The 25,222-nt window shown below is 43.6% G+C and carries 26 protein-coding genes; 23 read left to right on the top strand and 3 right to left on the bottom strand.

All coding sequences use genetic code 11. From position 1 onward, the window contains the following. Positions 1 to 67: 67 nt before the first annotated feature. Complete coding sequence (locus EO126_RS01800) at positions 68 to 1,306, bottom strand: FprA family A-type flavoprotein (RefSeq protein WP_127007198.1); 1,239 nt, start codon at positions 1,304 to 1,306, stop codon at positions 68 to 70. 223 nt (positions 1,307 to 1,529) lie between these two features. After that, entirely contained in the window at positions 1,530 to 5,267 is a 3,738-nt protein-coding gene (locus tag EO126_RS01795; protein WP_127007196.1) for a phosphoribosylformylglycinamidine synthase, read from the bottom strand. Positions 5,268 to 5,639: 372 nt separating this feature from the next. Here EO126_RS01795 and EO126_RS01790 point away from each other — a divergent pair, with 372 nt between their 5' ends. The 12 genes from EO126_RS01790 to EO126_RS01735 all read left to right on the top strand — a co-directional run bounded on the left by EO126_RS01790 (position 5,640) and on the right by EO126_RS01735 (position 16,106). Next, on the top strand, positions 5,640 to 6,521 hold the full coding sequence (locus EO126_RS01790; protein WP_127007194.1) for a LysR family transcriptional regulator: 882 nt from the start codon (positions 5,640 to 5,642) through the stop codon (positions 6,519 to 6,521). Positions 6,522 to 6,565: 44 nt separating this feature from the next. Then, positions 6,566 to 7,141 carry a xanthine phosphoribosyltransferase gene (locus EO126_RS01785; RefSeq protein WP_006555759.1) on the top strand — a complete coding sequence of 192 codons (576 nt, stop codon included), beginning with the start codon at positions 6,566 to 6,568 and terminating at the stop codon, positions 7,139 to 7,141. A 28-nt stretch (positions 7,142 to 7,169) separates the two neighbouring features. Further along, complete coding sequence (locus EO126_RS01780; protein ID WP_006555760.1) at positions 7,170 to 7,637, top strand: YbjN domain-containing protein; 468 nt, start codon at positions 7,170 to 7,172, stop codon at positions 7,635 to 7,637. Between the two features lie 10 nt (positions 7,638 to 7,647). Continuing rightward, positions 7,648 to 8,133 carry a hypothetical protein gene (locus tag EO126_RS01775; RefSeq protein ID WP_127007192.1) on the top strand — a complete coding sequence of 162 codons (486 nt, stop codon included), beginning with the start codon at positions 7,648 to 7,650 and terminating at the stop codon, positions 8,131 to 8,133. A 211-nt stretch (positions 8,134 to 8,344) separates the two neighbouring features. Next, the gene (gene purE, locus EO126_RS01770) at positions 8,345 to 8,836 is read left to right on the top strand and encodes a 5-(carboxyamino)imidazole ribonucleotide mutase (protein WP_127007190.1); all 492 of its coding nucleotides are present in this window, start codon (positions 8,345 to 8,347) and stop codon (positions 8,834 to 8,836) included. 102 nt (positions 8,837 to 8,938) lie between these two features. Next, positions 8,939 to 9,643 (top strand): phosphoribosylaminoimidazolesuccinocarboxamide synthase, encoded by a 705-nt coding sequence (gene purC, locus EO126_RS01765; protein WP_127007188.1) that lies wholly within the window; start codon positions 8,939 to 8,941, stop codon positions 9,641 to 9,643. 12 nt (positions 9,644 to 9,655) lie between these two features. Beyond that, positions 9,656 to 11,080 carry an amidophosphoribosyltransferase gene (gene purF / locus EO126_RS01760; protein WP_127007186.1) on the top strand — a complete coding sequence of 475 codons (1,425 nt, stop codon included), beginning with the start codon at positions 9,656 to 9,658 and terminating at the stop codon, positions 11,078 to 11,080. Further along, on the top strand, positions 11,067 to 12,131 hold the full coding sequence (gene purM / locus EO126_RS01755) for a phosphoribosylformylglycinamidine cyclo-ligase (protein ID WP_127007184.1): 1,065 nt from the start codon (positions 11,067 to 11,069) through the stop codon (positions 12,129 to 12,131). The genes purF and purM overlap by 14 nt, the downstream gene beginning before the upstream one ends. Next, positions 12,115 to 12,732 (top strand): phosphoribosylglycinamide formyltransferase, encoded by a 618-nt coding sequence (purN, locus tag EO126_RS01750; protein WP_127007182.1) that lies wholly within the window; start codon positions 12,115 to 12,117, stop codon positions 12,730 to 12,732. Before purM ends, purN begins: the two co-directional genes overlap by 17 nt. 70 nt (positions 12,733 to 12,802) lie before the next feature. After that, a complete protein-coding gene (gene purH, locus EO126_RS01745; RefSeq protein ID WP_127007180.1) occupies positions 12,803 to 14,332 on the top strand; it encodes a bifunctional phosphoribosylaminoimidazolecarboxamide formyltransferase/IMP cyclohydrolase in 1,530 nt (509 codons plus the stop codon). Between the two features lie 13 nt (positions 14,333 to 14,345). After that, the gene (purD, locus tag EO126_RS01740) at positions 14,346 to 15,617 is read left to right on the top strand and encodes a phosphoribosylamine--glycine ligase (RefSeq protein ID WP_006555768.1); all 1,272 of its coding nucleotides are present in this window, start codon (positions 14,346 to 14,348) and stop codon (positions 15,615 to 15,617) included. A gap of 126 nt (positions 15,618 to 15,743) precedes the next feature. Then, positions 15,744 to 16,106, top strand: coding sequence for a helix-turn-helix transcriptional regulator (locus tag EO126_RS01735; RefSeq protein WP_006555769.1), 363 nt, complete (start codon positions 15,744 to 15,746; stop codon positions 16,104 to 16,106). A gap of 318 nt (positions 16,107 to 16,424) precedes the next feature. Here the strand turns inward: EO126_RS01735 and EO126_RS01730 are convergent, their stop codons facing one another. Then, the gene (locus EO126_RS01730; protein WP_006555771.1) at positions 16,425 to 17,096 is read right to left on the bottom strand and encodes a metal-dependent hydrolase; all 672 of its coding nucleotides are present in this window, start codon (positions 17,094 to 17,096) and stop codon (positions 16,425 to 16,427) included. A gap of 168 nt (positions 17,097 to 17,264) precedes the next feature. Between EO126_RS01730 and moaC the strand changes: the two genes are divergently transcribed. From moaC to panD, 11 genes are all read left to right on the top strand, one after another. Continuing rightward, positions 17,265 to 17,753: a cyclic pyranopterin monophosphate synthase MoaC gene (gene moaC / locus EO126_RS01725; protein ID WP_006555772.1), complete on the top strand. Its 489-nt coding sequence runs from the start codon at positions 17,265 to 17,267 to the stop codon at positions 17,751 to 17,753. 137 nt (positions 17,754 to 17,890) lie between these two features. After that, on the top strand, positions 17,891 to 18,382 hold the full coding sequence (trmL, locus tag EO126_RS01720; protein ID WP_006555773.1) for a tRNA (uridine(34)/cytosine(34)/5-carboxymethylaminomethyluridine(34)-2'-O)-methyltransferase TrmL: 492 nt from the start codon (positions 17,891 to 17,893) through the stop codon (positions 18,380 to 18,382). A 4-nt stretch (positions 18,383 to 18,386) separates the two neighbouring features. Then, complete coding sequence (locus EO126_RS01715) at positions 18,387 to 18,740, top strand: YlbF/YmcA family competence regulator (protein WP_006555774.1); 354 nt, start codon at positions 18,387 to 18,389, stop codon at positions 18,738 to 18,740. Further along, positions 18,721 to 19,659 carry a UDP-N-acetylmuramate dehydrogenase gene (gene murB / locus EO126_RS01710; protein ID WP_006555775.1) on the top strand — a complete coding sequence of 313 codons (939 nt, stop codon included), beginning with the start codon at positions 18,721 to 18,723 and terminating at the stop codon, positions 19,657 to 19,659. The genes EO126_RS01715 and murB overlap by 20 nt, the downstream gene beginning before the upstream one ends. A gap of 268 nt (positions 19,660 to 19,927) precedes the next feature. Next, positions 19,928 to 20,368 (top strand): 50S ribosomal protein L13, encoded by a 441-nt coding sequence (rplM, locus tag EO126_RS01705; protein WP_006555776.1) that lies wholly within the window; start codon positions 19,928 to 19,930, stop codon positions 20,366 to 20,368. Between the two features lie 23 nt (positions 20,369 to 20,391). Continuing rightward, the gene (gene rpsI / locus EO126_RS01700) at positions 20,392 to 20,784 is read left to right on the top strand and encodes a 30S ribosomal protein S9 (protein ID WP_006555777.1); all 393 of its coding nucleotides are present in this window, start codon (positions 20,392 to 20,394) and stop codon (positions 20,782 to 20,784) included. Between the two features lie 215 nt (positions 20,785 to 20,999). Beyond that, entirely contained in the window at positions 21,000 to 22,112 is a 1,113-nt protein-coding gene (locus tag EO126_RS01695) for an OmpA family protein (RefSeq protein ID WP_006555778.1), read from the top strand. Positions 22,113 to 22,379: 267 nt separating this feature from the next. After that, positions 22,380 to 23,552, top strand: a complete 1,173-nt coding sequence (locus EO126_RS01690) for a multidrug effflux MFS transporter (protein ID WP_127007176.1) — start codon at positions 22,380 to 22,382, stop codon at positions 23,550 to 23,552. A gap of 189 nt (positions 23,553 to 23,741) precedes the next feature. Further along, positions 23,742 to 23,912, top strand: a complete 171-nt coding sequence (locus EO126_RS10790; protein ID WP_206168753.1) for a hypothetical protein — start codon at positions 23,742 to 23,744, stop codon at positions 23,910 to 23,912. Further along, positions 23,909 to 24,475: a GNAT family N-acetyltransferase gene (locus EO126_RS01680; RefSeq protein ID WP_127007174.1), complete on the top strand. Its 567-nt coding sequence runs from the start codon at positions 23,909 to 23,911 to the stop codon at positions 24,473 to 24,475. The genes EO126_RS10790 and EO126_RS01680 overlap by 4 nt, the downstream gene beginning before the upstream one ends. A 319-nt stretch (positions 24,476 to 24,794) precedes the next feature. Next, on the top strand, positions 24,795 to 25,187 hold the full coding sequence (gene panD, locus EO126_RS01675; protein WP_006555782.1) for an aspartate 1-decarboxylase: 393 nt from the start codon (positions 24,795 to 24,797) through the stop codon (positions 25,185 to 25,187). The last annotated feature ends 35 nt before the right edge of the window (positions 25,188 to 25,222 follow it).

The following is a 25,222-nucleotide window of genomic DNA, read 5'->3' as shown; positions in this document are numbered from 1 at the left end:
AAAAAAAGACAGGTTCGTCATGAACCTGTCTTTTTGCTATAAGCATTATGGCTTATTTTGTATTTTATTATAAGCTGAAAGTTTTGATTTCAGTTTCGTTAATGGATTTTGCAATATCGTCAGCCAATTTAGCAAATAATTTTAATTGGTCTTGATGTAAGGCACCGCGAATATCGAGTGGTGTACCCACAATTTCCATATCTTTGATTTGGTTGGTGAAGTAGTCCACCATGCGTTTCATAGCGGCGGAAGCCCAAGAATGGTTACCCACAATGGACACCTTATGGTTATGGAAGTTAAGTGCTTTCAATTCGTAAAGTAAATTTTCCATAGTAAGGTATAAGGCTAAGTTATAAGTAGGGGCCATACAAACGAGATGGCTGTATTTCCATGCGTCTGCAATGATGTAGGACGGATTGGTTTTGGATACGTCATAGATTTTAATATCCGTAATACCGCGGAAGGATAATAAGCGAGCTAATTGCTGTGCCATATCGGCGGTGTTGCCGTACATGGAACCGAAAGCGATAACTACACCTTTCTTTTCAGCGGAGTAAGTGCTCCAATGCATATATTTTTCAATCATGTATTGGATGCTTTCCGGCGTACGCCAGATTGGACCGTGAAGCGGTGCAATCATTTTAATGCCCAACGGAAGGACTTTTTTGATGGCGTTTTGTACCTGAACGCCGTATTTACCAACGATGTTGGTGTAGTAACGACGAGCTTCGTCTTCATACACTCGTTCAAAATCAAGCTGGTCGGCAAAGATGTTGCCGTTGATAGTACCGAAGGTACCGAAGGCATCGGCGGAGAAGAGCACGCCCGTACTGGATTCAAAAGTACAAGTTACTTCAGGCCAGTGAACCATTGGCATGGTATAGGAATGTAAGGTGTGTTTACCTAAGCAAATGCTGTCGCCTTCTTTAACTTCATAATAGTTTTCAGGGTGTGGACGGCCGTAGAATTGTTCGAATAAACGGAAGGTAGTGCGGTTGCCTACAAGTTTAACATTCGGATAGCGGTCAATGAGTTCAACCAAGGTAGAGCAATGGTCCGGTTCCATATGGTTAACAACTACATAATCAAGCTGACGACCGCGTAGTAAAAATTCTACATTGTCAAAAAATTCTTGACGGATGCTGTCATCAACGGAGTCTACGATACAAGTTTTTTCGTCATCGATAAAATATGAGTTATAGCTTACGCCCAAAGGAATGGGAAACAAATTTTCAAAGCGTTCCGTATCCCAGTCGTTGCTGCCTATCCAATAAATATTATCTGTTAATTTCTGTGCGCATTGCATGTGCTTACATCCTTTCACTTAAGAATAACAAGAGCTGGTTATGTCTCTAAACTTATTCACCATCTTTTATGATACAAGGAATTATATAGATATGCAACTTATACCGTTGAAAAAACGACATTTGTCATGCCGTTTTTTTCCTTTACTATGCATTTTTTGAAATAATAGATGGCTTGAAACATTTTATTTACTCAAATAATGCACCAATAGTATTATTTGTTAATTATTTGAAGTAAGCTACGCCGGAAGCAAATACAGGCATACCCTGTTTGCCCGGAACGTTTTTAGAAATGCCGTAACCGGTACGTTCAATATGGCCCATTTTACCGAAGACGCGGCCGTCAGGACTGAAGAGACCTTCGATAGCGGCAACGGATTGGTTAGGGTTGAAGCGAGCATCGTAGGAAGCGATGCCGTCCAAATCAACATACTGCGTAGCAATCTGGCCTTTGCGGTTGAAGTCGACCACTTGAGCCGGAGAGGCAATGAAGCGACCTTCGCCGTGAGAAATCGGAATCGTATAGATTTCGCCGGCTTTGCAGAGGCTCATCCAAGGGGATTTTGTGGAAATAACTTTGGTGTGAACCATGCCGGAGAGATGGCGACCGATGGTATTGTAAGTTAAAGTAGGGCTGTCCGTGGTCATAGGGGCGATTTCGCCATATGGTAAGAGACCTAATTTGATCAACGCTTGGAAGCCGTTACAAATACCGAGTGCCAAACCGTCACGGTTGTGCAATAAATTGTGTAAGGATTCACTTAAGTACGGATTGCGGAACAAGGTAGCCATAAACTTACCGGAACCGTCCGGTTCGTCACCGGCACTGAAGCCGCCCGGGAAGAAGACGATTTGTGCTTCGTCCAGTTTACGTTTCATTTCCTGAATGGATTCTTCCAATTCCGCTACGGTGCGGTTGCGAATAATAACAATATCGGCTGTGCCGCCGGCACGTTCAAAAGCAAGAGCGGAATCGTATTCACAGTTAGTGCCCGGGAATACAGGGATTACGACACGTGGTTTAGCAACAGAAGGTGCTTGATGAGGTTTTGCTTTTTGATCGTGAATGTAGGCAACCGCTTCACCTTGACCGGATTTGGCAGTCAATGGGAAGATTTGTGCTAACGTGCTTTCGTAAGCTTCTTCAAGATCTGCTAAGGTAAGTTCAATGCCGGCTGCTTTGATAATCGGTTCTTTGGTAAGCGTACCAAGGATAGTTACATATTCATCTTGCGCCCAAGCCTTAGCTGTAGCTTCGTCAGTTTCGATAATCCAGGAACCGCTGTGCGGTGCGAATAACATATCTTTTGCTTCGTCGTTAAGTTCTACGCCGATGCGGTCACCGAGGGCCATTTTAGTGATGGCTGCGGCAATACCGCCCGCTTCTACTACATAAGCGGCAGCCACTTTGTCGTCACGCGCTGCTTGCGTAATACGGTCCGCCTGGGCTTTGAAAATATCAAAGTCAGGGGTGTCGTCTGCTTTACGTGGGAAGTCTACATGAAGTACTACATGACCGGCTTCTTTGAAGTGCGGTGTTAAAATATTATCTACATGAGCCGTTGTTACCGCGAAAGCAACGAGGGTAGGCGGAACAGTGAGATCCATGAAGGTACCGGACATGGAGTCTTTACCGCCGATGGCGCCGATGCCTAATTCTTTTTGTGCTTTATAAGCGCCGAGTAAAGCAGCTACCGGTTTACCCCAAGCTGTTTCGTCTTGGTTCAAACGTTCAAAGTATTCTTGTAAAGTTAAATATACGGAGCTGCGTTCGCCGCCGAGAGCTACGATTTTGGCAACCGCTAAAAGGATAGCTTGCTGAGCACCGTGGAACGGACTCCATTCGGAGATGTACGGATCGAAACCGTGAGTCATAAGACTGGCTGTGGTGGTTTCCGCATGCAATACCGGCAATTTGGCGGCCATGCCCTGTACCGGAGTTTTCTGATACAAACCGCTGAACGGCATAAGCACCGTACCGGCACCGATAGTGCTGTCAAAACGTTCGCCTAAACCTTGCTGTGAGGTTACAGCCAAGTCTTTCATGGTGTCGAGCCAGTGTGCTTTGATATCTGTTACAGCAGTTGTGTTGTAATAGCCGGAAACAGGGGAAGCTACATGAGCTTTCTGATGCTGATCGGCACCGTTAGTATTTAAGAAATCACGGGAGATGTCGACAATGTTAGTGCCCTGCCAAGTCATGATGAGACGATTGCTGTCGGTTACATCGGCAACGATAGTAGCTTCCAAGTTTTCTTCATCACAGTATTTTTGGAATGCTTCCCAATCTTTGGCGGCAATTACGCAAGCCATACGTTCTTGGGATTCGGAAATAGCAAGTTCGGTACCGTCGAGACCTTCGTATTTTTTAGGGACCGTATCAAGGTTGATTAAAAGACCGTCCGTCAATTCACCGATGGCAACGGATACGCCGCCTGCACCGAAGTCGTTACAACGTTTGATTAAGGTGGTTACTTCCGGACGACGGAATAAGCGTTGGATTTTGCGTTCCGTTAACGGATTACCTTTTTGAACTTCCGCACCGCAAGAGGCGAGGGAGGATAAGTCGTGTTCTTTGGAGGAACCGGTAGCACCGCCGCAACCGTCGCGACCGGTTTGTCCGCCTAATAAGACTACGATGTCGCCCGGTACCGGTTCTTCACGACGCACGTTGCTGCGAGGGGCAGCACCGATAACGGCACCGATTTCCATGCGTTTGGCTACATAGCCCGGATGATAGTATTCACGAACTTCGCCGGTAGCAAGACCGATTTGGTTACCGTAGGAGCTGTAACCGCGAGCCGCACCGGTAGTAATCTGTACCTGCGGTAATTTACCTTCCAAGGTTTCGTCAAGCGGTGTAAGCGGATTACCGGAACCGGTAACACGCATTGCTTGGTACACATAAGCACGGCCGCTCAACGGATCGCGGATACAACCGCCGAGACAAGTAGCGGCGCCGCCGTAAGGTTCGATTTCCGTTGGGTGATTGTGCGTTTCGTTTTTAAATAATAAAAGCCATTCTTCGGTTTTCCCGTTTACATCAACCGGCACAATAATAGTGCAGGCATTGATTTCTTCGGATTCGTCGATTTCTTTGAGACCGCCTTGGGCACGCAATTCTTTAACAGCTAATGTTGCCATATCCATTAAAGTACGAGCTTTTTTACGGCTTGCATAGAGCACACCGCGACCGGCCATGTATTCTTCGAGGGCGGCACGAATCGGTGCGGTTTCCGGAGTATCATCAATAGTGATATCCGTAAGTTCCGTCATGAATGTGGTGTGACGGCAGTGGTCGGACCAGTAAGTGTCTAAAACGCGGATTTCCGTGATGGTTGGGTTGCGTTTCTCCGTATTGGCGAAATAATCCTGAATGAGAGCCAAATCGGCATCGCTCATGGCAAGTCCCAATTCCTGACGAAGGGATTTCAAAGTAGCTTCGTCGGCAGTAATGAAGTTTTTAAGACTTTCAACCGGCATTGGCGGTTGTACATCCAATGCTAAGGAAGTCGGAATTTCTAAGGATGCTTCACGAGAATCAACCGGGTTAATATAATAATGTTTTATACGTGCTAAATCATCTGCACTGAGATTCCCTTCCAAGGCAAACACACGTGCCGTGCGCACCGTGGCACCCGATTTGAGGGTTAACATAGCAAGACATTGTTCAGCGGAATCGGCGCGCTGGTCGTATTGGCCGGGCACGTATTCTGTGGCAATAATATGCGTATGTTCCGTTTCAGGGAGGGTGTCAAAAAGCTCATCTACCGGTGGTTCGGAGAAAATGAGTTGTTTGGCATTGGCTAAATCTTCGTCAGATACGCCTTCAATGTCATAGCGTTCGTAAATGGTGACAGCTTTGACAGGAATATTCAGTTCCGTACGAAGAGTTTGATACATAGAAGTAGCTTCGTGAGCAAAGCCTTCGCGTTTGCGGACGAAAATGCGATGAATTGACATAATAAGCCTCCTCTTAACATTGTCATTGGTGTACTGGCTATTGTGCAGTTGTTTAATAATAGATATAATGTACCTATATTGACAATTCTAGTATATACGGTTTAGACTTATTAGTAAAGAAAAATTTAATTAGGGAGGATTAATAATTTCTTTCTTGTAGTTAGTTATGGTTATTAATAAATAAGCATTTAACAAGTAATTTTAAAATACCGATAAGTAGGCTTGAAATGACTATTACACGTAACGTGATATATGGTATTATAATAATAGTTAAAAACTGATTAATAAGTAGCTAATTGTAAGAGACTAAGCAGTTTGAACATAAGTTGGGGTTTGCGTGATAGTTGTTACTGTAAAGGAGAGAAGATTATAATGAGTATTTCTACTGATTTATATCGTACTTTTTTAGGGGTGGGTTTACACCTGTCTTTTTCAAAAGCGGCGAAAGAGATAGGTGTTTCGCAGTCGGCCATCAGTCAGAGTATTAAGCAATTGGAAAAAGAGCTTAACATGGTGTTGTTCGAACGTACGACCAAATTGGTGTCGTTTACTCCGGAAGGTAAGGAATTATTTGATACTGTGGCCAAAGCGTTCTCCATTCTTGATAACGGTGTAACCCAATTGCAGGATCGTTTGACTCATGAACAGGAAAGCGTAAAATTAGCGGCTACCGATACATTATGTCGTCATTTCCTTTTGCCGTATTTTAAAAAATGGCAAGAACAGGAGCAGGAAACGGGCCTTCAGATTACGAACCGTCCGTCCCCTGATTGTGTAGCCATGGTTGAAAACCGCGAAGTGCAGATGGCCATCGTTAACACCTATGAAGGTTTGGAATCCAATCCTCAATTGGAAGTTATTGAATTGCACACCATGCAGGATATTTTCGTAGGCGGACCGTTTTATAAAGGCATGGGGACGGTTGATTTGAATCGACTCTTACAAGAACCGTTGCTATTGCTTACACCGGGTGCGGCAAGTCGTGTGTTTTTTGACAAACTGACTAATAAAGCCTTCAAAAAACCGTCTTTTGAATTGGGCAGTCTCGATGTATTGATGGATTTTGTAGAAATTAATATGGGTATATCGCTTGTACCGGATATTTTGGTAAAACAGAAAATCAAAGAAGGGCGCGTGGTGGAAATCAAAACCGATATCGTAGTACCGCCGCGTAAAATTGCTTTGGTTCGTTCCCGTTTGTTGCCAATATCCCAAGGAGCAGCTAAATTTATTGACCTTCTGCTTAAGAAGTGATATTGTAGAAGAATCAAGAGGAATATATTTAAGGAGATTTTCGCATGGAATTATTAAAACAACGCATTATGGAGGAAGGCATTGTTCTGAACAATCGCGTCCTAAAAGTCGACAGCTTTTTGAATCATCAAATCGATCCGAAATTGTTTGTTGCTATGGGTAAGGAAATTGCGGAACGCTTCAAAGATAAGGGCATTCAACGTATTGTAACCATTGAAGCTTCAGGTATTGCCGTGGCTTTGCCGGTAGCAATTGAAATGGATGTGCCGCTCGTTTTTGCTCGTAAAAAGAAATCTATTCTTATGACGGATGATGTATACCATTCTGTGGTATATTCCTATACAAAAGAAGAAAACTATGACGTGACTATTTCTAAACGTTTCTTGCCGGAAGGTGAAAAAGTGTTGATTATCGACGACTTTTTAGCTAGTGGTGAAGCAGCTATGGGGCTTTGCAAATTAGTGGAAAGCGCCGGTGATACCGTGGAAGGTATTGCTATTGTAATCGAAAAATCCTTTCAACCCGGTCGTGAGCGCTTGGAACGAGCCGGCTATGATGTTCAGTCTTTAGTACGCATCAAGGCATTTGAAAATGACCGTTGCGTATTTATTGAAGAATAAATGTAATTAAATTAAGGGAGTGGAAGTTATGAACAAGAAAGCAGAAAAATTTGACCAGTTTTTAGAAGCAGGGAATATAACCAATTGGTTTGTAAAAGAAGAACATCAAGATGATGCCAATTCGGTTGTATATCGTGGTCATTTTGATGTGGCTGCACAGCAATTACCGTTATTTGTCGTGCTTGATGACACGGTATTTAATTTGATGCGCTTGATTGTGACTACCGGTGCCGTGCCTGAAGATAAACGCGAAGCGGTTGTTGAATACTTGAACGAATTAAACGGCCAGTTTAAAATCTTCAAATATTATTTGGGTGCACAAGACCATGTTGTGTACATGGATATTAGTGTTCCATCCGCTGAAGACAGCTTTAATCCTGAATTATTGGTTCGTCTTTTAGCTGAAGTTTTGGAACCGCATTTGGAAGAATTCTATCCTAACATTTTGAAAAAAGTATTGGGGACAGAAGTAGATCCTACTGAAAAAGTAAACTAAGAGGTGTATCGTGGCGAACGCTAAGAATGAAAAAAGTCCAATATTTGAAAAGTTTTTGATTAGCGAAGAAATAACCTGTTTTGATAAACGTAATGTTGAAGATGAAGAAGGTACGGTTGTATATCGCTCTTATATTCAAACTGAAATGGGCGATATGCCTATCTTTGTGTTGCTTGATGCGACAATTTACGGTGTCATTCGTGTCCTTGTGGGCGCTAATGTGGTGACAGCGGATAATTATCAGGCAATCAGCGAGTTTATCAATCGCGAAAACAGCAAATATAAAAACTTCAAATATTATATTGAACATGATGACAACAGTTTGTATTTAGACTGCATTTATATCAGTCCGAATACGGCGTTCGAGCCTGAACTTCTATATGTGTTAATGCAACAAATCGTTCAATATATGCCGGGGGCCGTGCCTGCTTTGAAAGAAGCTATGGGGATTGAACAATTACCGGATCCTTTTGCGCAATATGCCCATAAGCATTGATAATCAAGATGCTCTCTTATGTAAATAAGAGAGCATCTTTTTTTATAAATTACTTTTGTTAATGTTCGTTATAATCCGAATGTTTAGCGAAAATAATCTTTTTATATTCGGATATTGTGTTGACTAATAAGAGGGCTTTTGTTAGAATTTAGATAGAAAGTCTAATTCTGACCGCAGGGTAGTTTTTATTCTACAGCTAGGAGGTAAACACATGAAAGTTGGCATTGTAATGGGTAGTGACTCTGATTTAGGAGTTATGAAGAAAGCCGCCGACGTATTAAAGGAATTCGGCATTGACTATGAAATGGTTATTGCATCCGCTCATCGTACGCCGGAAGAAGTTAAGAAATTTGTAACACGTTTGGAAGCCGAAGACGCTATTGCTTTTATCGCCGGAGCCGGTGCGGCCGCTCACTTACCGGGCGTTATCGCCAGTTTCACCGTATTGCCGGTAATCGGTGTGCCGCTTAATGCGACAGCCTTAAAAGGTATCGATGCTTTATTGGCTATTGTTCAGATGCCATCCGGTATGCCGGTTGCAACTATGGCTGTGGACGGTGCTAAAAATGCAGCTTTGTTTGCTGTACAAATCGGTGCCGCACAGGATGCTGAATTGAAAGCACAATACAAAACATATCGCGATGACATGGCAAAAGCTGTTATTGCCAAAAATGAAAAACTGCAAGCGGAATTAAATAAATAATATAAATGAAATGTTTGGATTTTAATCGTATCAGTAAGAGTGCGATTAAAGGATTAAAGTAATGTTTTGACAAATATCTGAGAAATCACAGGAGGCCACATTATGAACATGTTATATGAAGGTAAAGCTAAACAAGTATTTGAAACTGAAAACCCTAAAGAATATTTAGTACATTACAAAGATGATGCAACGGCATTTAACGGCGAGAAAAAAGGCACCATTCATGACAAAGGTGTTTTGAACAACAAAATTTCTTCCTTCTTCTTTGAATTGTTGACTAAAGAAGGCGTACCTAACCATTTCATTAAACGCCTTAATGATCGTGATCAATTGGTTAAAAAATTACAGATTTTACCTTTGGAAGTTATCGTGCGCAACATCGTGGCCGGCTCTTTGTCCAAACGCCTCGGCATTGAAGAAGGTACTCCTTGCAAACGTCCTATTTTGGAATTCTGCTACAAAAACGATGATTTAGGCGATCCGTTCGTAAACGAAGACCAAATCCTTGCTTTGGATTGGGCTACTGAAGAACAATTGGCTTTGATTCGTCAATATGCTATGAAAGTTAATGATGTTCTTAAAGCATTCTTGGCTGACAAAAAAGTTACATTGGTTGACTTCAAATTGGAATTCGGCGTTCATAACGGTGAAGTATTGTTAGGTGACGAAATTTCCCCTGATACTTGCCGTTTCTGGGATAGCGAAACTAACGAAAAACTCGATAAAGACCGTTTCCGTCGCGACCTTGGCAATGTAGAAGATGCTTACAAAGAAATGTTATTCCGCCTTACCGGCGAACGTGCTTAATAGGAGACAGCGATGCATTACGACTCTGTATTTGACAAGTGGCATGAAGAGTGTGGCGTATTCGGTATTTACGACCGTCATTTGAATGTAGGTAATTTTACCTATTGGGGGCTTTTTGCTCTGCAACATCGCGGCCAGGAAAGTGCCGGCATCGCCATCAGCAATGGTGACGATATTGAAGTGACCAAAGGCATGGGCTTGTTAACGGAAGCGATTAAACAGTTGCCGGAAATTGAAGGTGGTTTTATCTCCTCCGGTCACGTGCGTTACTCCACTACAGGTTCCAATAACCCTAAAAATATCCAACCGCTTGTAATTCATTACCAAGGCGGCGACATGGCGGTAGCTCACAACGGTAACTTAACCAATGCGTTGGGGCTGCGCCGTGAATTGGAAGACCGCGGCTCGATTTTCCAGACTACAATGGACTCGGAAGTTATCGTTAACTTGATTGCCCGTTCCAAAGCAGCCAACACGGAAGACCGCATCATTGAAGCGGTGCGCCGCATTGAAGGGGCGTTCTCCCTCGTTATCAGCACGAACGATAAATTAATCGGCGTGCGCGATGCCAACGGGTTTCGTCCGCTTTGCCTCGGCAAAACCGAACACGGTTATGTGCTTTCCTCGGAAACCTGTGCTTTGGATGCGATTAAGGCAGATTTTATCCGCCACATCGAACCGGGCGAAATGGTTATCATCGATGATTCCGGCGTGCGCAGTCGTTTGTTTGTGGAATCGGGAAAAGAAATCAATAAAGCACTTTGTGTGTTTGAATATATTTACTTTGCCCGTTCGGACAGTGAAATCGACGGTCAAAGTGTTTACCAGGCTCGTCTTAACATGGGCCGTGAATTGGCTCGCGAAACTAAGTATGATGCCGATCTTGTTATGTCCATTCCGGACTCCGGTACAACGGCTGCCTTAGGTTATGCCCGTGAATCGGGGATTCCGTTTGGCGAAGGTCTTATTAAAAACCGCTATATGGGTCGTACCTTTATTAAACCGGATCAGGCACAACGTGAATTGGCCGTGCGCATGAAATTGAATGCGGTGGCCGATGTGGTTAAAGGCAAACGTATCGTTCTTATTGATGATTCCATCGTACGCGGTACTACCAGCGGTATTATTGTGCGCATGCTCAAAGAAGCAGGTGCCAAAGAAGTATACATGTGTGTCAGCTCGCCGGCTATCGAATATCCTTGTCATTACGGCATTGATACATCGGTGCGTAAAGAATTGATTGCGGCTACACATACGATTAAAGAAATCAGAGAATATATTAAAGCGGATAAACTTCATTATTTAAGCCGTGAAGGCTTATGTCGTGCAGTGAGCGGCGTTCCGGAAGCGGAACTATGTTTTGCCTGCTTCGACGGTGATTATGCAGTAAGTGTTCCTATGGACCAAGATGAGGGAGGCAAATATGTGCTCGAATAAAGGCGGAATTACCTACCGTGATGCCGGTGTTGATATTGATGCCGGTAATAAAGCAGTCGAACTTATGAAAGCAGCGGTAAGACGTACGTATACACCGGGTGTAGTCGGTGATATCGGCGGTTTTGGCGGTTTGTTTTCGTTGGCCGGTTTTGATATGAAAGAACCTATGCTCGTATCCGGCACCGACGGTGTAGGCACTAAATTGCGTCTCGCCATCATGATGGATAAACATGATACCATCGGCCAAGACTGCGTAGCTATGAGTGTTAACGACATCCTCGTTCAGGGGGCGACACCGTTATTCTTCTTGGACTATATTGCGGTTGGTAAATTGATTCCGGAACAGGTAGCAACCATCGTTCGCGGTGTAGCGGAAGCTTGTGAAGAATCCGGTTGTGCTTTACTCGGCGGTGAAACGGCTGAGATGGCCGGCTTCTATGGCGACGGTGACTATGATGTGGCCGGTTTTGCCGTAGGTATCGTAGATAAACCTCGTCTTTTGACCGGTGAAAACATTAAAGCCGGTGATGTACTCTTGGGCTTACCATCCACCGGGGTTCATTCCAACGGTTTCTCCTTAGTTCGTAAGATTGTCTTTGATCATAAAAAAATGTCCTTGCAGGATGAAATCCCTGAATTCGGTAAAACTTTGGGTGAAGAATTATTGACCCCGACCCGTTTATATCCGAAAGCAGTATTGCCATCCATTCGTAAAGGTCTTCTGAAAGGCATGGTTCACGTAACCGGCGGCGGATTCTATGATAATATTCCGCGTATTCTGCCGGAAGGTACTACCGCTCGTGTAAATGCCGATGCATGGCCTAAATTACCTGTATTCTCTAAATTGCAGGAATGGGGCAATGTAGATGTTAAAGAAATGTACCGTACCTTCAATATGGGTATCGGTATGATTTTGGTAGTTGATCCTGAAAACTTGGCAGCCGTAAAAGCACAGCTTGAAAAGCAAAACGAAGCTGTTTATGAAATCGGCCGTATTGAAGAAGCCGGTGCGGAACGCGTAATTATGGAAGGTCGTGAATTCATTGGCTAAGCGAATTGCTGTTTTTGCCAGTGGTCGCGGTTCCAATGCTGCCGCTTTATATGAAGCTATAAAGCAAGGTGAAATCAATGCAGAGGTTGTGGTCGTATTGAGCGACCACGCCGATGCACCGGTTTTGACACGTGCCAAAGAATGGGGCGTGCCGACTGTTGTAGTGGAACGCAAAGGTTTTGATTCCAAAGATGCCTTTGAAGAAGCCATGCTTGAAGCGATTGCGCCATATGAGCCGGAAGCTGTTGTGCTGGCAGGCTATATGCGTTTATTGGGTCCTACCTTTATTAAACCGTACGAGTACAAAATTTTAAATATTCATCCCGCTTTGTTGCCGTCTTTTCCGGGGCTTCATGCTCAGGGACAGGCCGTGGCGGCAGGGGTGAAAGTAAGCGGTTGTACCGTTCATTTTGTAGATACGGGGATGGATTCGGGCCCGATTATTATGCAAGCCGTTGTGCCTGTATATGCCGATGATACGGAAGATACATTGGCAGCACGCATTTTACCGGAAGAACATAAAACGTATAAAAAAGCACTGGCCCTCTTTTGTGAGGACAAATTATCGATTAAGAATCATATTGTACACATTGAGGACTAGCCTTTGGGCGGTCCTTTTGTGCCCCTTTGAGGCAATTTTATTGGCGTAGGTCAGTTGTAGGAGGTCTTGTATGATTAAAAATGCACTTATCAGTGTATCCGATAAAACCGGCATTGTAGATTTTGCCAAATCCTTGGCAGAATTGGGTGTCACTATTTATTCCACGGGCGGTACATTCCGCACCATCGCTGATGCGGGGGTAACTGTACATCAAGTGGACGAATTGACAAAATTCCCTGAAATGATGGACGGTCGTGTGAAAACGTTGCATCCTATGGTACATGGCGGTATTTTGGCGGTACGCGACAATGAAGAACATGTAAAAGCTATGCAGGAACACGGCATTCAGCCGATTGATTTGGTTGTTGTTAATTTATACCCATTCCGTGAAACTATTGCCAAACCGAATGTGGCTTTGGAAGAAGCAATTGAAAATATTGACATTGGCGGTCCAACCATGGTTCGTTCCGCCGCTAAAAATAATGCGTTCGTAGGTATCGTGGTAAATCCTGAACGTTATGATGAAGTGATTGTTCGTTTAAAAGCTGACGGTGACTTAGGCCGTGATTTCCGCTTCGCTTTAGCTAAAGAAGCGTTTGCCCATACGGCAGCTTATGATACGGCGATTGCCAACTACTTCAGCGAACAGCTCGGGCAGACACCGTTCCCTCCTGAATATTTACAGGCTTATGAAAAAGTTACCGACCTTCGTTATGGTGAAAACCCTCATCAGAAAGCCGCTTTTTATAAAGAAATCGGTGAAGCCTCCGGCATGGGTGCCATGAAACAGCTTCATGGCAAAGAATTGTCCTATAACAATATTGTCGACATGGAAGCGGCTTGGAATATGGTTTGGGAATTTGAAGAACCGGCGGCCTGCATTATTAAACATACGAACCCTTGCGGCGCGGCTATCGGCAGCGATTTGCATGATGCGTATGTAAAAGCCTATGAAGCCGATTCTGTATCTGCTTTCGGCGGTATTGTAGCACTTAATCGCGAAGTGGATGAAGCAACGGCTACGGAAATGAGCAAAATCTTCTTGGAAGTTATTATGGCTCCTAAATTCTCCGCTAAAGCGTTGACTATTTTGACGGCCAAGAAAAATATCCGCCTTATCGAATTGGCTAAACCGGAAGTTGACCAAGTAGTGGTTAAAAAAGTATCCGGCGGCTTACTCGTTCAGACGGAAGATGATTTGAAAGAAGATGAAACCTCTTACACGGTAGTAACAAAAGTTCAGCCTACGGAAGAACAGTGGCAGGAACTTCGTTTTGCTTGGAAGATGGTTAAACATGTTAAATCTAACGCCATTTTAATTGCTAAAGATCTTCAGACTTTAGGCGTCGGGGCCGGTCAGATGAACCGCGTGGGCGCCGCTAAGATTGCCCTTGAAGAAGCGGGTGAAAAAGCAAAAGGCGCGGTACTTGCATCGGATGCATTCTTCCCGTTCGGCGATACGGTAGCAACCGCAGCGGAACACGGCATTACGGCCATTATTCAGCCGGGCGGTTCCATTCGCGATGAAGAATCCATTGCAAAAGCCGATGAAGCGGGCATTGCCATGGTATTTACTCATGTTCGTCATTTTAAACATTAATTGAGGAGGCTTTATGAAAGTTTGTGTAATTGGTGGCGGCGGTCGTGAGCATACCTTAGCGTGGAAATTGGCTCAAAGTGATTCGGTTACTAAAGTCTATGCCATTCCGGGCAGCAAAGCTATGGAAGATGTGGCAGAATGTGTAGCCATTGATTGGCAGGATTTTGCTGCGGTAACGAAATTTTTACAAAAAGAAGCGATTGACCTTGTTGTCATCGGTCCGGAAGCTCCGCTCGTGGCAGGCCTGGCTGATGCGGTGCGTGCGGCAGGTATTGCCGTATTCGGCCCTTCCAAAGCAGCGGCTCAATTGGAAGGCTCTAAAGTATTTGCCAAGGACCTCATGAAAAAATACGACATTCCGACTGCTGCTTACGGTGTATTTGATGATGCGGCCAAAGCAAAAGCTTTCATCGATGAAACCGGGGCACCTATCGTTATTAAAGCGGACGGTTTGGCTGCCGGCAAGGGTGTAGCTGTAGCCATGACGGTGGAAGAAGCGAAAGCCGCCGTTGATGATATGCTCTCGGCTAATCGTTTCGGCGATGCCGGTCATATCGTTGTTATTGAAGAATTCATGGTCGGCGAAGAGGCATCTTTATTGGCCTTTGTGGATGGTACTACAGTAGTGCCGATGATCGCTTCGCAAGATCATAAACGAATTTTCGACGGTGATAAAGGACCTAATACGGGCGGTATGGGGACCTATGCACCGGCGCCGGTTATGACGGAGGCTTTATTAAAAGAAGCTTACGATAAAGTGCTGGTGCCGATGGTTAAGGCCATGAAAGCAGAAGGTATGCCATATGTGGGCTGTCTGTATGCCGGTCTTATGATTACCCCGGAAGGACCTAAAGTGGTAGAATTTAATGTGCGTTTCGGCGATCCGGAAACGCAAGTTGTCTTGCCTTTATTGGACGGCGATTTAGGCGAAATTATGATGGCTTGTGAAAACGGTCGTTTAACCGAAGATATGGTTAGTTGGCGTGACGGCAGTGCAGCCTGTGTTATTTTGGCGTCTGCCGGCTATCCGGAAACATCCCATAAGGATGATGTAATTGACGGCGATTTAAGCTTTACGGAAGATACCTTGGTATTCCATTCGGGCACCTCGTTTAAAGATGGTCATTATGTAACGGCCGGCGGTCGTGTACTCGGTATTGTAGGCCTCGGAGATGATTTGCAAAAGGCACTCGATAAAGCGTATGAACGAGTGGCCAAAGTACGCTTCGAAGGGCGTCAGTATCGCAAAGATATTGGTCAAAAAGCATTTGCTCATTTGAGATAAAATTCATCAATTTGTGAAGTTTGTAATCAAATTATTTACGCCTGTTGAATAATAGGTGTATAATAATATCAGAATTTTTCTATTTTGAGTAGTATATGATAGGCCAATGAAGCGGGGCGTGATAGTATGGCTTTATATAAAAATCTTAAACGAGTTCGTACGAGGACGGGTAAAAGCCAATTGGAAGTAGCACATAGTGTAGGGATTAGCAATGCAGCTCTTTCCAATTATGAAACCGGTTATCGTGAGCCCGATTTGGAAACGTTAAAGCAATTAGCCGTATATTATGGTGTATCCTTAGATGAATTGGCTGAGGTTAAGCCTAGTGCACCTCCGGTTTACGACTTATGGGCTGTTATTAAGAACAAGGAAGTAGCCTTTAATGGCAAACGTTACGCCTTGAAGCCGTCACAGCGTCAACAACTGCGCAAACAGTTGGCCGATTTTTTTGAAAAATATGACCCGCTAGTCGATAAAAGCGAAAAATAAGGTACCCATAGGTAATCGAAATGATATGAATGTCTATAGTAGTTGTAGCTATATTTAGCCTATTCATAATACAAGTAATGAATACATCGAATTTAATTGTAAGTTGTAAGTAATGGTATGTATGCATTAAAATAGATGAAGTACTAAAAAGGAGCTCGATCTCGATGTTTGGCATTGAGGTCAGCTCCTTTTTGGTCTTTTTTTGAATTTTGCTGTTTGAAATTTGAAAAGTCGATTATTAGAAATAGTATAAAAGTTTTTCCGACTTCGAAATTCAACTAAACAAAATAGAAAATTTCGATATAGAAATTTTGACGATTATAGAACGATTGTGGAACCCGGTTCTACCACGAGTCCTTTTTGATGATGTTCCGCTTCTAATTTTGCCACAAACGCATCCGGATCTTGGTCGATTACCGGCCAGGTTTTGTAGTGAACCGGAATAGTTACGTCAGCTTTAATTAAAGAGGCTGCCAATAAGGCATCTTCAGGACCCATAGTGAAGTTGTCACCGATTGGCAAAAGCGCATAATTAAGTTTGCCGAAGCGATTTAAGTATTGCATGTCGCTGAAGAATGCAGTATCACCGGCAAAGTATAAGGTTTTGCCGTAGAAGGTAACGATAACGCCCGCTGCATGACCGCCCGGAATACCGGCACCGTGGAAGGCCGGGGTAAGACGGATGGAACCGAATTCAAAATCATGCTTGCCGCCCAGGTGCATGGCGTGAGCTTTGAGGCCTGCTTCTTCCGCTTTGTGAGCTACTTCGGCGGTGGAAATAACAAGGGCATTATTGGCTTTGCCGATAAGGTCGGCATCGCCGTAATGGTCGCCGTGACCGTGGCTGATGACAATGTATTGGCATTTGATATCTTCCGGTTTAGCTTTTTCCCAGGTGTTCCCGTTGAAAAAAGGATCAAATACGATGGTTGTTTCACCGTTGGATAACATAAAGGTTGCATGACCGTAATACGTTAATTTGACTTCCATAAAAGACGCCTCCTTATGATTTAAATATTAGACTACTGTTATAATTAATGATACCATAGAAATAGATTGAATTACATAAATTTTACGGATAAGAATCAATTAGTCGAAGATTCGAATTACTGACAATACATTGTTTTAAAGTAAAAATTCATGAGTTGAGGATACATTATGGAATTGACACATTTTGATGAAGCCGGTAATGCACGCATGGTAGATGTAAGTGAAAAAGCCGTTACGTCCAGGACGGCGGTGGCGGAAGGCTACATCTTGGTTAATGAAGAAATATATGAACGCATTAAGGCCGGTACGATGAAAAAGGGCGATGTGTTGGCGGTAGCACAATTGGCGGCTATCATGGGCGCTAAAAAGACATCCGATTTAATTCCCTTGTGCCATCCCCTTATGCTCACTAAGGTAGCGGTGATTTGTGAACTTGATGAAACACGCCGTGCCGTACGGATTGAAGCTACGGTGAAAACATCGGGGCAAACCGGTGTTGAGATGGAAGCTTTGACGGCTGTTCAGGTGGGGCTCCTTACCGTGTATGATATGTGTAAGGCCATCGATAAGAGCATGGTTATGGGACCGGTATATTTAATTGAAAAAGAGGGCGGCAAGAGCGGTCATTTTATTAATCCGAAGCGCCCAGAAGTATAGTTTTTGGGCGTACGGTGGTATATGCTGTTGTTCAAATATATACTGTGTCATACTTAATAAACACTTGAACCATACTCTATAATTAGGTAAAATAAGATGTTAGATCAAATAGATTAAATGACAGAAAAGAGTGTATTATGGAAATTGTATTGGTAGAACCGGAAATTCCCGGCAATACGGGAAACATTGCCCGCCTTTGTGCGGCCAATCACATGACCTTGCATTTGGTAAAACCTTTGGGGTTTAAGTTGGAAGATAAATATTTAAAACGAGCCGGTCTCGATTATTGGGATCTCGTGGATGTACAGGTTCATGAAAACTTGCAGGAAGTATACGATAAATATCCCGACCGTCGTTATTTTTATGCGACGACGAAAGCTAAACATACATATGCCGAAGTAGAGTATCAGATTGGTGATATGCTCGTGTTCGGTAAAGAAACAAAAGGGTTACCGGAAGAGTTATTGGCAGCGAATTACGACCATACGATTCGCATCCCTATGATAGCGGAAGCCCGTTCCCTTAATTTATCCAATTCGGTGGCGATTATTGCTTATGAAGCAATGCGTCAGCTGAATTTTCCGGATTTAAAAAATTTTGGTCATTTAACAATGAAAGGTGGAGTTTAATACTATGAACTATGATAAGGCTTACGAATTACAAAAAGCGATGCGTGAAAGCGAAGAATATAAAGCATTGATGACGGCTCAGGCTGCTGTTGAAGGTGACAGCACCGCCAAGGGTTTGATTGAACAGTTCTTGATGCAACAGATGCAATGGGAATACGCTAAAATGGCCGAAGCTCCTGAAGCGGAAGAAATCGGTAAAAAATTAGAAGAATTGATGCCTATGATTCAGGCTAACTCCGGCGCTCAAGCTTATTTACAGGCGCATGTGCGTTGGACTCAAGTTTCTAATGACATTTATCGTATTATCAGTGAACCTATTACAGAAGGAATGAAAATTCTTGAAAAAGCTAAACAGTAATTTACAAGCTCTTTATACTGATTTACAGCAAATTGTAGCGCCCGGTTCACTGCTTTGCAATGAGCCGTTGGCTGCCCATACAACCTTTAAAATCGGTGGACCTGCCGATATTTTTGTGACGCCTCAAACTATGAGTCAATTGAGTCAAGTTATGGCGGCGATTCATCAAGCTGATGTACCGCTCACCGTTTTGGGGAGCGGCTCCAATGTCTTGGTGCTCGATGGCGGTATTCGCGGAGTCGTGTTGTCACTCAGTGATATGCGTGAAACCATGGCGGCTATTGACGGTGTGATGACTGTCAGTGCAGGCTATATGTTAAAAGACGCTTCGGAATTTGCTTATGCGGCCGGGCTTACCGGCATGGAGTTTGCTATCGGTATTCCGGGCACTTTGGGCGGGGCCGTATTTATGAATGCCGGTGCCTATGGCGGCGAGATGTGCCAAGTGGTGAGTAAGGTTCGCGCCGTTGATATGAGCGGTCACGTATCGGAATACACGGCGGATGAATTGGCGTTCGCTTATCGTCACAGCCGTTTTCACGAAAGTCATGAAATTATCGGCGAAGTGGATATCCGTTTAAAAGAGGGCGATAAGGATGAAATTTTAGCCCTTATGGAAGATTTGACGGAGCGTCGTCAAAGCAAACAACCGCTCGAATATGCCAGTGCCGGCTCAACTTTTAAACGCCCACCGGGTTATTTTGCGGGGACTTTGATTGAGCAGACGGGTCTTAAAGGCCTTGCCGTAGGGGATGCGGAAGTATCCCAGAAACATGCGGGCTTTGTTATTAACAAAGGTCAGGCATCGGCTAAAGATGTGTTAAATTTAATCCATAGTGTGCAGGCTCGCGTAGCCGAAGCCCATGGCGTGAATTTAGAAACCGAAGTGCGCATTATCGGTGAAGACGCACAAAATTAAGAAGTATCATAGAATTAAGCGGATTTAATTTGTGCCGTCGCAACAAAATTTTAAATAAGGTTTGGCTCGAATGGGTAGGAACCTATATCTAGGTTTTTCTATTTGAGCCAAAAATTATTATATCGGGAAATGTTAAAATGTGGTTGACACCACTCTGTCAAACCATGTATAATATTTCGGTAAGCATTTGAATCTTATTCCATTAGCCCCGGAAAGAGAGCAGGATGCTTTTTGGTAAAGTTAGTCGTTATGAGGAGGAATTAGCAGCATGAAAACCACATATATGGCCAATCCGAACACTATCGAACGGAAATGGTATGTTGTTGACGCTGAAGGTAAAACTTTAGGACGCCTTGCTGCCGAAGTAGCTAAAGTTCTTCGGGGCAAAAATAAACCAACTTTCACACCACATGTTGATACCGGTGACCACGTTATCGTAATCAACGCTGAGAAAGTTCGTTTCACAGGTAAAAAATTAGAACAGAAAACGTATTTCCGTCATTCCGGTTATCCGGGTGGTTCCACATTCGTTACCCTTGGTAACATGTTGGCAAAACACCCTGAACGCATTGTGGAAATGGCAGTTCGCGGGATGCTTCCTAAGAACAAATTAGGCGCTCAAATTTATCGTAAATTGAACGTTTATGCAGGTCCTGAACATCCACATGCAGCTCAGAAACCTGAAGTTTTGGAATTTGATATTCGGTAATTTCCGGGAGGAGGAACATACACATGGCAGTAGCTCAGTACTACGGTACAGGCCGTAGAAAATCTTCCGTTGCCAGAGTTCGTCTGGTACCGGGCACAGGTAAAATCACGATTAATAAACGTGAATTAAACGAATACTTCGGTCGTAAGACTTTGGAATTGATTGTAAAACAACCGCTTAACCTTACCGGTACGGTTGAACAATATGATGTAATCGCCAGCGTTGAAGGCGGCGGTCCATCCGGTCAAGCAGGTGCAATCCGTCACGGTATTTCCCGTGCATTGTTGGGCGTTGACGAAGAACTTCGTCAGTCCCTTAAAAAAGCCGGCTTCTTGACTCGTGACCCACGTATGAAAGAACGTAAAAAATACGGTCTCAAAAAAGCCCGTAAGGCATCCCAGTTCTCGAAACGTTAATTTTCGATTACAAACAGAAAACCCTACAAACCTCGGTTTGTGGGGTTTCTTTTTTTATCCGCGGAAATTATTGTTTTATCGTAATACTTTAACTTTACTCTTTAATCCTTTATTCATTCAAATCCTATTGATTTTATATCGAAAAAAATCTATAATGAAGTTATAAATATGATATTTATAGAATATTACGATTGATTAAGAAAAGAGGAGATATTATGAAAAAACGTGCATTATTATTAGCTGTTGTAGCAGCAACTGTGACATCCGCAGCTTTTGCTACACCACAAACTCAATGGCAAGAAGGTCAATGGCAGGTTGATTTGGGGGCTTGGAATACTGAAGCCAGTGCTGATGCCAATAAACTTGTCGGCGAAGGTGGTGATTTTACTACCGATAATAAATGGAACTTTACCGGCGTCGTAACTTACGGCTTGAATGATCGCTGGGCTGTTCAATACAATTACTATGGTTTGAAAACCGATGCGAAAGATGGTATCGGTACCGATGGTAATGCTCAGGAAGTGAATGCACTTTATTCCATTAATAAAAACTTTGCCGCCTATGCAGGTTATAATCGTATTAAAAACAAAGTAACTGCTGATGGCGACAATTTATCTCAAACTAATAATGTAGCTCAAATCGGTATTATCGGTAAAGCACCTATTACCGACAAATTGGATGTATACGGTAAAGCCGCTATCGGTACTCAGAATACGACAATTTGGGAAGCCGGTCTCGGTTACGGTATTACGCCTGACTTAGATGTAAATGTAGGTTATCGTTATGTAAACACTAAATTGACTGATAAATGTGATTTCGGTGCTCTTGATGATGCCAACATCAGCTACAAAGGTATCATTGCCGGTCTTTCTTATCGTTTTGGCGGTAGCAGTGAAGAAGCTCCTGCTCCGGCACCGGCAGCACCTGTTTATCGTCCACAGCCACAGCCTCAAGCTGCGCCTGTAGTACAACAAGCTCCGGTACAACGCAATGATTACTATTTAGAAAGCGTTCACTTCGGTTTTGACGAAGATCAACCACTTGGCACTGAACAATCTAAATTAGATCATTTTGTACAGGTAGCTAAAGCTAACCCAACCCATACTTTCAAATTGGTAGGTAACACTGACTCCCGCGGTACTGACGGTTACAACAATGCTCTTTCTCAACGCCGTGTTGACAATGTAGCAGCTTATGCACAGAGCCAAGGCGTACCGGCTTCTCAGTTGGTACTTAACTACAAAGGCGAAAATGATCCGGTAGCTTCCAATGACTCTGATCAAGGTCGTGCCGACAACCGTCGTGTAGATATTTGGGAAAACAAATAATAATCAGCGTCATAATATTTCACAATGCAGTTTAGGTGATACATGACTCGATTTTGCAGTTAACATGCAGTGCTGAGACATATAATGAGGATTCCATTAATGGAATCCTCATTTTTTAATACTATAGCTAAGATAACAGGCTTCTTACATTTAACGGTAAAAAGCTTTTTAATATATATAAAATAATTTACATAAAATAAAAGCTGAGTGAGATTTATAGTATACGCTTGGCCGGCTATTTATTATATTGCGAGAGAGGTGTTGCGTATGAATACATTTGTTATCGTGTTAGTTGCCTTTATGGCGGCTATCGGGCCGTTAAGTACGGATATTTATTTACCGGGCTTACCGACTATTGCCCGAGATTTAGGTACAACCGCATCGGGTGGCCAACTTAGTTTGACCACTTGTTTAATCGGTCTGGCTTTGGGGCAGGTTTTAATCGGGCCTTGGAGCGATGGTGTAGGCCGTCGTAAGCCTGTTATGGTGTCTTTTATCGGTTTTGCTATAGCTTCATTTTTGTGTGGCACGGCTGCAACATTGACAGAATTTCTCGTGTGGCGCTTTGTGCAGGGGGTTGCCGGAGCTGGTTGTATTGTGTTGAGTCGTTCTATTGCCAGTGATACGCATAAGGGCAATGAATTGACGCGTTTTATTGCCTTGTTGGTTTTAATTACATCCGTTGTACCTATTGCGGGACCGGTTATTGGCGGTCTAATTCTGCAATATTGGAATTGGGAAGCTATTTTCTTATTATTAACGGCTTGCGGTATCATTGGTGCTGTATGGTCTATGGCTGTGTTACCGGAAACTTTGCCGGTAGAGAGACGCTTGCAAGGCGGGCTGAAAGAATCTGTTCGTAATATGTCGGCTTTGTGGAATAATAGAAATTATCGCGGTTATTTCTTGGTACAAGGTTTTGCTTCCATGGGGCTTTTCGGCTATATCGGTGCGTCTCCGTTTATTATGGAAGGACTGTACGGTTTTACGCCTACCGAGTTCAGTATTTTCTTTGGCGTCGGATCCGGTTGCTTGGCTTTGGGGGCACAGATATTCGGGCGTATCAGTAAGAGTCTCGGGGAGCGCACTGTATTGTGGTGGGGCAATGTTGGCGGTGCCATATTAGGATTAATTCTCTTGGTAATCGCAGCCATAGAACCACAGAGTCCTTGGTTTATTATGATTGCTTTGGCGTTCGTAATTTTCAGTTGCGGTTGTACTTTACCACTCAGCTTTTCCAGTGGTATGAATGCCCATAAAGGGATGGCCGGCAGTGCTTCCGGTTGGTTAGGGGTTATTTCTTTCTTGGCCGGTGCTGTTGCCTCACCGCTGGTAGGTATCGGCGGTGGTCATAGTATGTGGCCTATAGCTGTCTTGGTAGTGGGTGAACATGTGGCCTCTTTATTGAGTATGAAAGCGTTTACGACCGAATCGGATTAGTTAATATTAAAGACCGGCAATTATGGAATTGTCGGTCTTTTTTTATTCATACTTTATTGAAAGGAATTCTTTAACAGGGTAAAATGTAATAAAGACACATACATGTTTTGTGTGTTTAATTTTTTTGTAAGTTAATCCTATTTAAAAAGAAGGATTTAAAAAATTTATAATTAAATGAGGAGAGAGATTATGATTAAAGATAAATCCATTGAAGAAGCCAGAGCAGAGATACATTTTACCCGTAAAATGAATGCCTGCCCAATTGATTTTTCACCATTCCAGTCCAGCAATCCGCGTGAAGATCGTACCCGTCAATTCCTGAATCGCTTTTTAGGCCAGCGGGAGGACTATGTAATATGAGTCAACCGACTGATGCTAAAACGGCCAATACGGTAGTTAAAGCGACCGCCACAGTAACTAAAACGGTGCCGGTGGGGATTACCTATCGCCAACTGACCAAGGACGACGGGGCGGCCTATTACAACGTGCTCATCGATGGCTATGCCAGTAATTTGGCAGTGGGCGTAGATTTTTCAGCCAGTCACATGACGGAAACGGAAGCCATTGCTTGGGGTGAAACGCATCCTACCTACGGCCTTTTTGTCGACGGTGAATTGGCCAGTTCCATTACTTTGCGTATGCCGTGGGGACCCAATCCGGGACCTCGTGAATTCCCTCATATCGGTCATTTTGTCACATCGCCCCGTTTTAAAAAACAGGGCTATGCCAAGAAAATGCTGGCGTGGATAGAAACGGCTATATTGCGTGATCAACTGAAATCGCCGCTCGTGACCTTGGGCACGGCCGATACCCATCCGTGGCTCAAAGATATGTACTTGAGCATGGGCTTTAATATCACTAAAGTGACTCAATTGCCGGGCAAAAAGCATCATACGATTTACTTTGAGAAGAAAATTGTATAATAAACTGTATTTAAAAATTCTATCCTGCTATGGCACGATAGAATTTTTTTATGCGTAATATTCAAAGTGAAGACTAGGTGTCCGCCGGATTTTATGGTATACTGCAGTGGGAGATAGTATTCTGTGGAAACTATACTCTATCTGACACACAATGCTTCATGTATGAAAACAGCCGTTTACGTATGGGCAATCGCCGCTTGTGGCAATGTCTAATACAGGGAAGGGCTTAGTTTGTCTGTTTTCGGTGTTCGATGGATACGTCTCCTCGAACGCCGTTTTTTTATTGTCTTATTTTGAGACAACAGTAAAGGAGATATACATGATACGTGAAGTATTAGCGGGTAAAATTCACCGCGCAACGGTGACTCAAGCCGCTTTAGATTATGTGGGCAGTATTACGGTAGATACGGAACTGCTCGAAGCTGCCGGTATTTTGGAATACCAGAAGGTAGATATTGTAAATGTAAATAACGGTGAACGTTTTCAGACGTACACGATTAGCGGCGAAGCCGGTAGCGGTGTGATTTGTCTGAACGGTGCCGCCGCTCGCTGCGCTTGTCCGGGCGATACGGTTATTATTATGGCCTATGGACAGTTAAGCGATGAAGAAGTTAAAACTCATAAACCGTCCGTGGTGTTTGTGGATGAAAAGAATGCCATTGTAAGGGTAACAAATTACGAAAAACATGGTTTGTTGGCCGATATGAAGTAATTGTGCTGTCAGAGCAGAGCTATCTTCACAAACAT

The sequence above is a fragment of the Veillonella seminalis genome (assembly GCF_003992065.1).
Lineage (GTDB): Bacteria > Bacillota > Negativicutes > Veillonellales > Veillonellaceae > Veillonella_A > Veillonella_A seminalis.
The sequence above is the reverse complement of the archived record's forward strand: the minus strand, read 5'-3'. Positions and strand labels throughout refer to the sequence as shown.

Excerpts from the sequence above, each read along its gene's own strand:
- EO126_RS01800 (WP_127007198.1), bottom strand. The coding sequence starts at position 1,306 with ATGCAATGCGCACAGAAATTAACAGATAATATTTATTGGATAGGCAGC.
- EO126_RS01795 (WP_127007196.1), bottom strand. The coding sequence starts at position 5,267 with ATGTCAATTCATCGCATTTTCGTCCGCAAACGCGAAGGCTTTGCTCAC.
- EO126_RS01790 (WP_127007194.1), top strand. The coding sequence starts at position 5,640 with ATGAGTATTTCTACTGATTTATATCGTACTTTTTTAGGGGTGGGTTTA.
- EO126_RS01785 (WP_006555759.1), top strand. The coding sequence starts at position 6,566 with ATGGAATTATTAAAACAACGCATTATGGAGGAAGGCATTGTTCTGAAC.
- EO126_RS01780 (WP_006555760.1), top strand. The coding sequence starts at position 7,170 with ATGAACAAGAAAGCAGAAAAATTTGACCAGTTTTTAGAAGCAGGGAAT.
- purE (WP_127007190.1), top strand. The coding sequence starts at position 8,345 with ATGAAAGTTGGCATTGTAATGGGTAGTGACTCTGATTTAGGAGTTATG.
- purC (WP_127007188.1), top strand. The coding sequence starts at position 8,939 with ATGAACATGTTATATGAAGGTAAAGCTAAACAAGTATTTGAAACTGAA.
- purF (WP_127007186.1), top strand. The coding sequence starts at position 9,656 with ATGCATTACGACTCTGTATTTGACAAGTGGCATGAAGAGTGTGGCGTA.
- purM (WP_127007184.1), top strand. The coding sequence starts at position 11,067 with ATGTGCTCGAATAAAGGCGGAATTACCTACCGTGATGCCGGTGTTGAT.
- purH (WP_127007180.1), top strand. The coding sequence starts at position 12,803 with ATGATTAAAAATGCACTTATCAGTGTATCCGATAAAACCGGCATTGTA.
- purD (WP_006555768.1), top strand. The coding sequence starts at position 14,346 with ATGAAAGTTTGTGTAATTGGTGGCGGCGGTCGTGAGCATACCTTAGCG.
- EO126_RS01735 (WP_006555769.1), top strand. The coding sequence starts at position 15,744 with ATGGCTTTATATAAAAATCTTAAACGAGTTCGTACGAGGACGGGTAAA.
- EO126_RS01730 (WP_006555771.1), bottom strand. The coding sequence starts at position 17,096 with ATGGAAGTCAAATTAACGTATTACGGTCATGCAACCTTTATGTTATCC.
- moaC (WP_006555772.1), top strand. The coding sequence starts at position 17,265 with ATGGAATTGACACATTTTGATGAAGCCGGTAATGCACGCATGGTAGAT.
- trmL (WP_006555773.1), top strand. The coding sequence starts at position 17,891 with ATGGAAATTGTATTGGTAGAACCGGAAATTCCCGGCAATACGGGAAAC.
- EO126_RS01715 (WP_006555774.1), top strand. The coding sequence starts at position 18,387 with ATGAACTATGATAAGGCTTACGAATTACAAAAAGCGATGCGTGAAAGC.
- rplM (WP_006555776.1), top strand. The coding sequence starts at position 19,928 with ATGAAAACCACATATATGGCCAATCCGAACACTATCGAACGGAAATGG.
- rpsI (WP_006555777.1), top strand. The coding sequence starts at position 20,392 with ATGGCAGTAGCTCAGTACTACGGTACAGGCCGTAGAAAATCTTCCGTT.
- EO126_RS01695 (WP_006555778.1), top strand. The coding sequence starts at position 21,000 with ATGAAAAAACGTGCATTATTATTAGCTGTTGTAGCAGCAACTGTGACA.
- EO126_RS01690 (WP_127007176.1), top strand. The coding sequence starts at position 22,380 with ATGAATACATTTGTTATCGTGTTAGTTGCCTTTATGGCGGCTATCGGG.
- EO126_RS10790 (WP_206168753.1), top strand. The coding sequence starts at position 23,742 with ATGATTAAAGATAAATCCATTGAAGAAGCCAGAGCAGAGATACATTTT.
- EO126_RS01680 (WP_127007174.1), top strand. The coding sequence starts at position 23,909 with ATGAGTCAACCGACTGATGCTAAAACGGCCAATACGGTAGTTAAAGCG.
- panD (WP_006555782.1), top strand. The coding sequence starts at position 24,795 with ATGATACGTGAAGTATTAGCGGGTAAAATTCACCGCGCAACGGTGACT.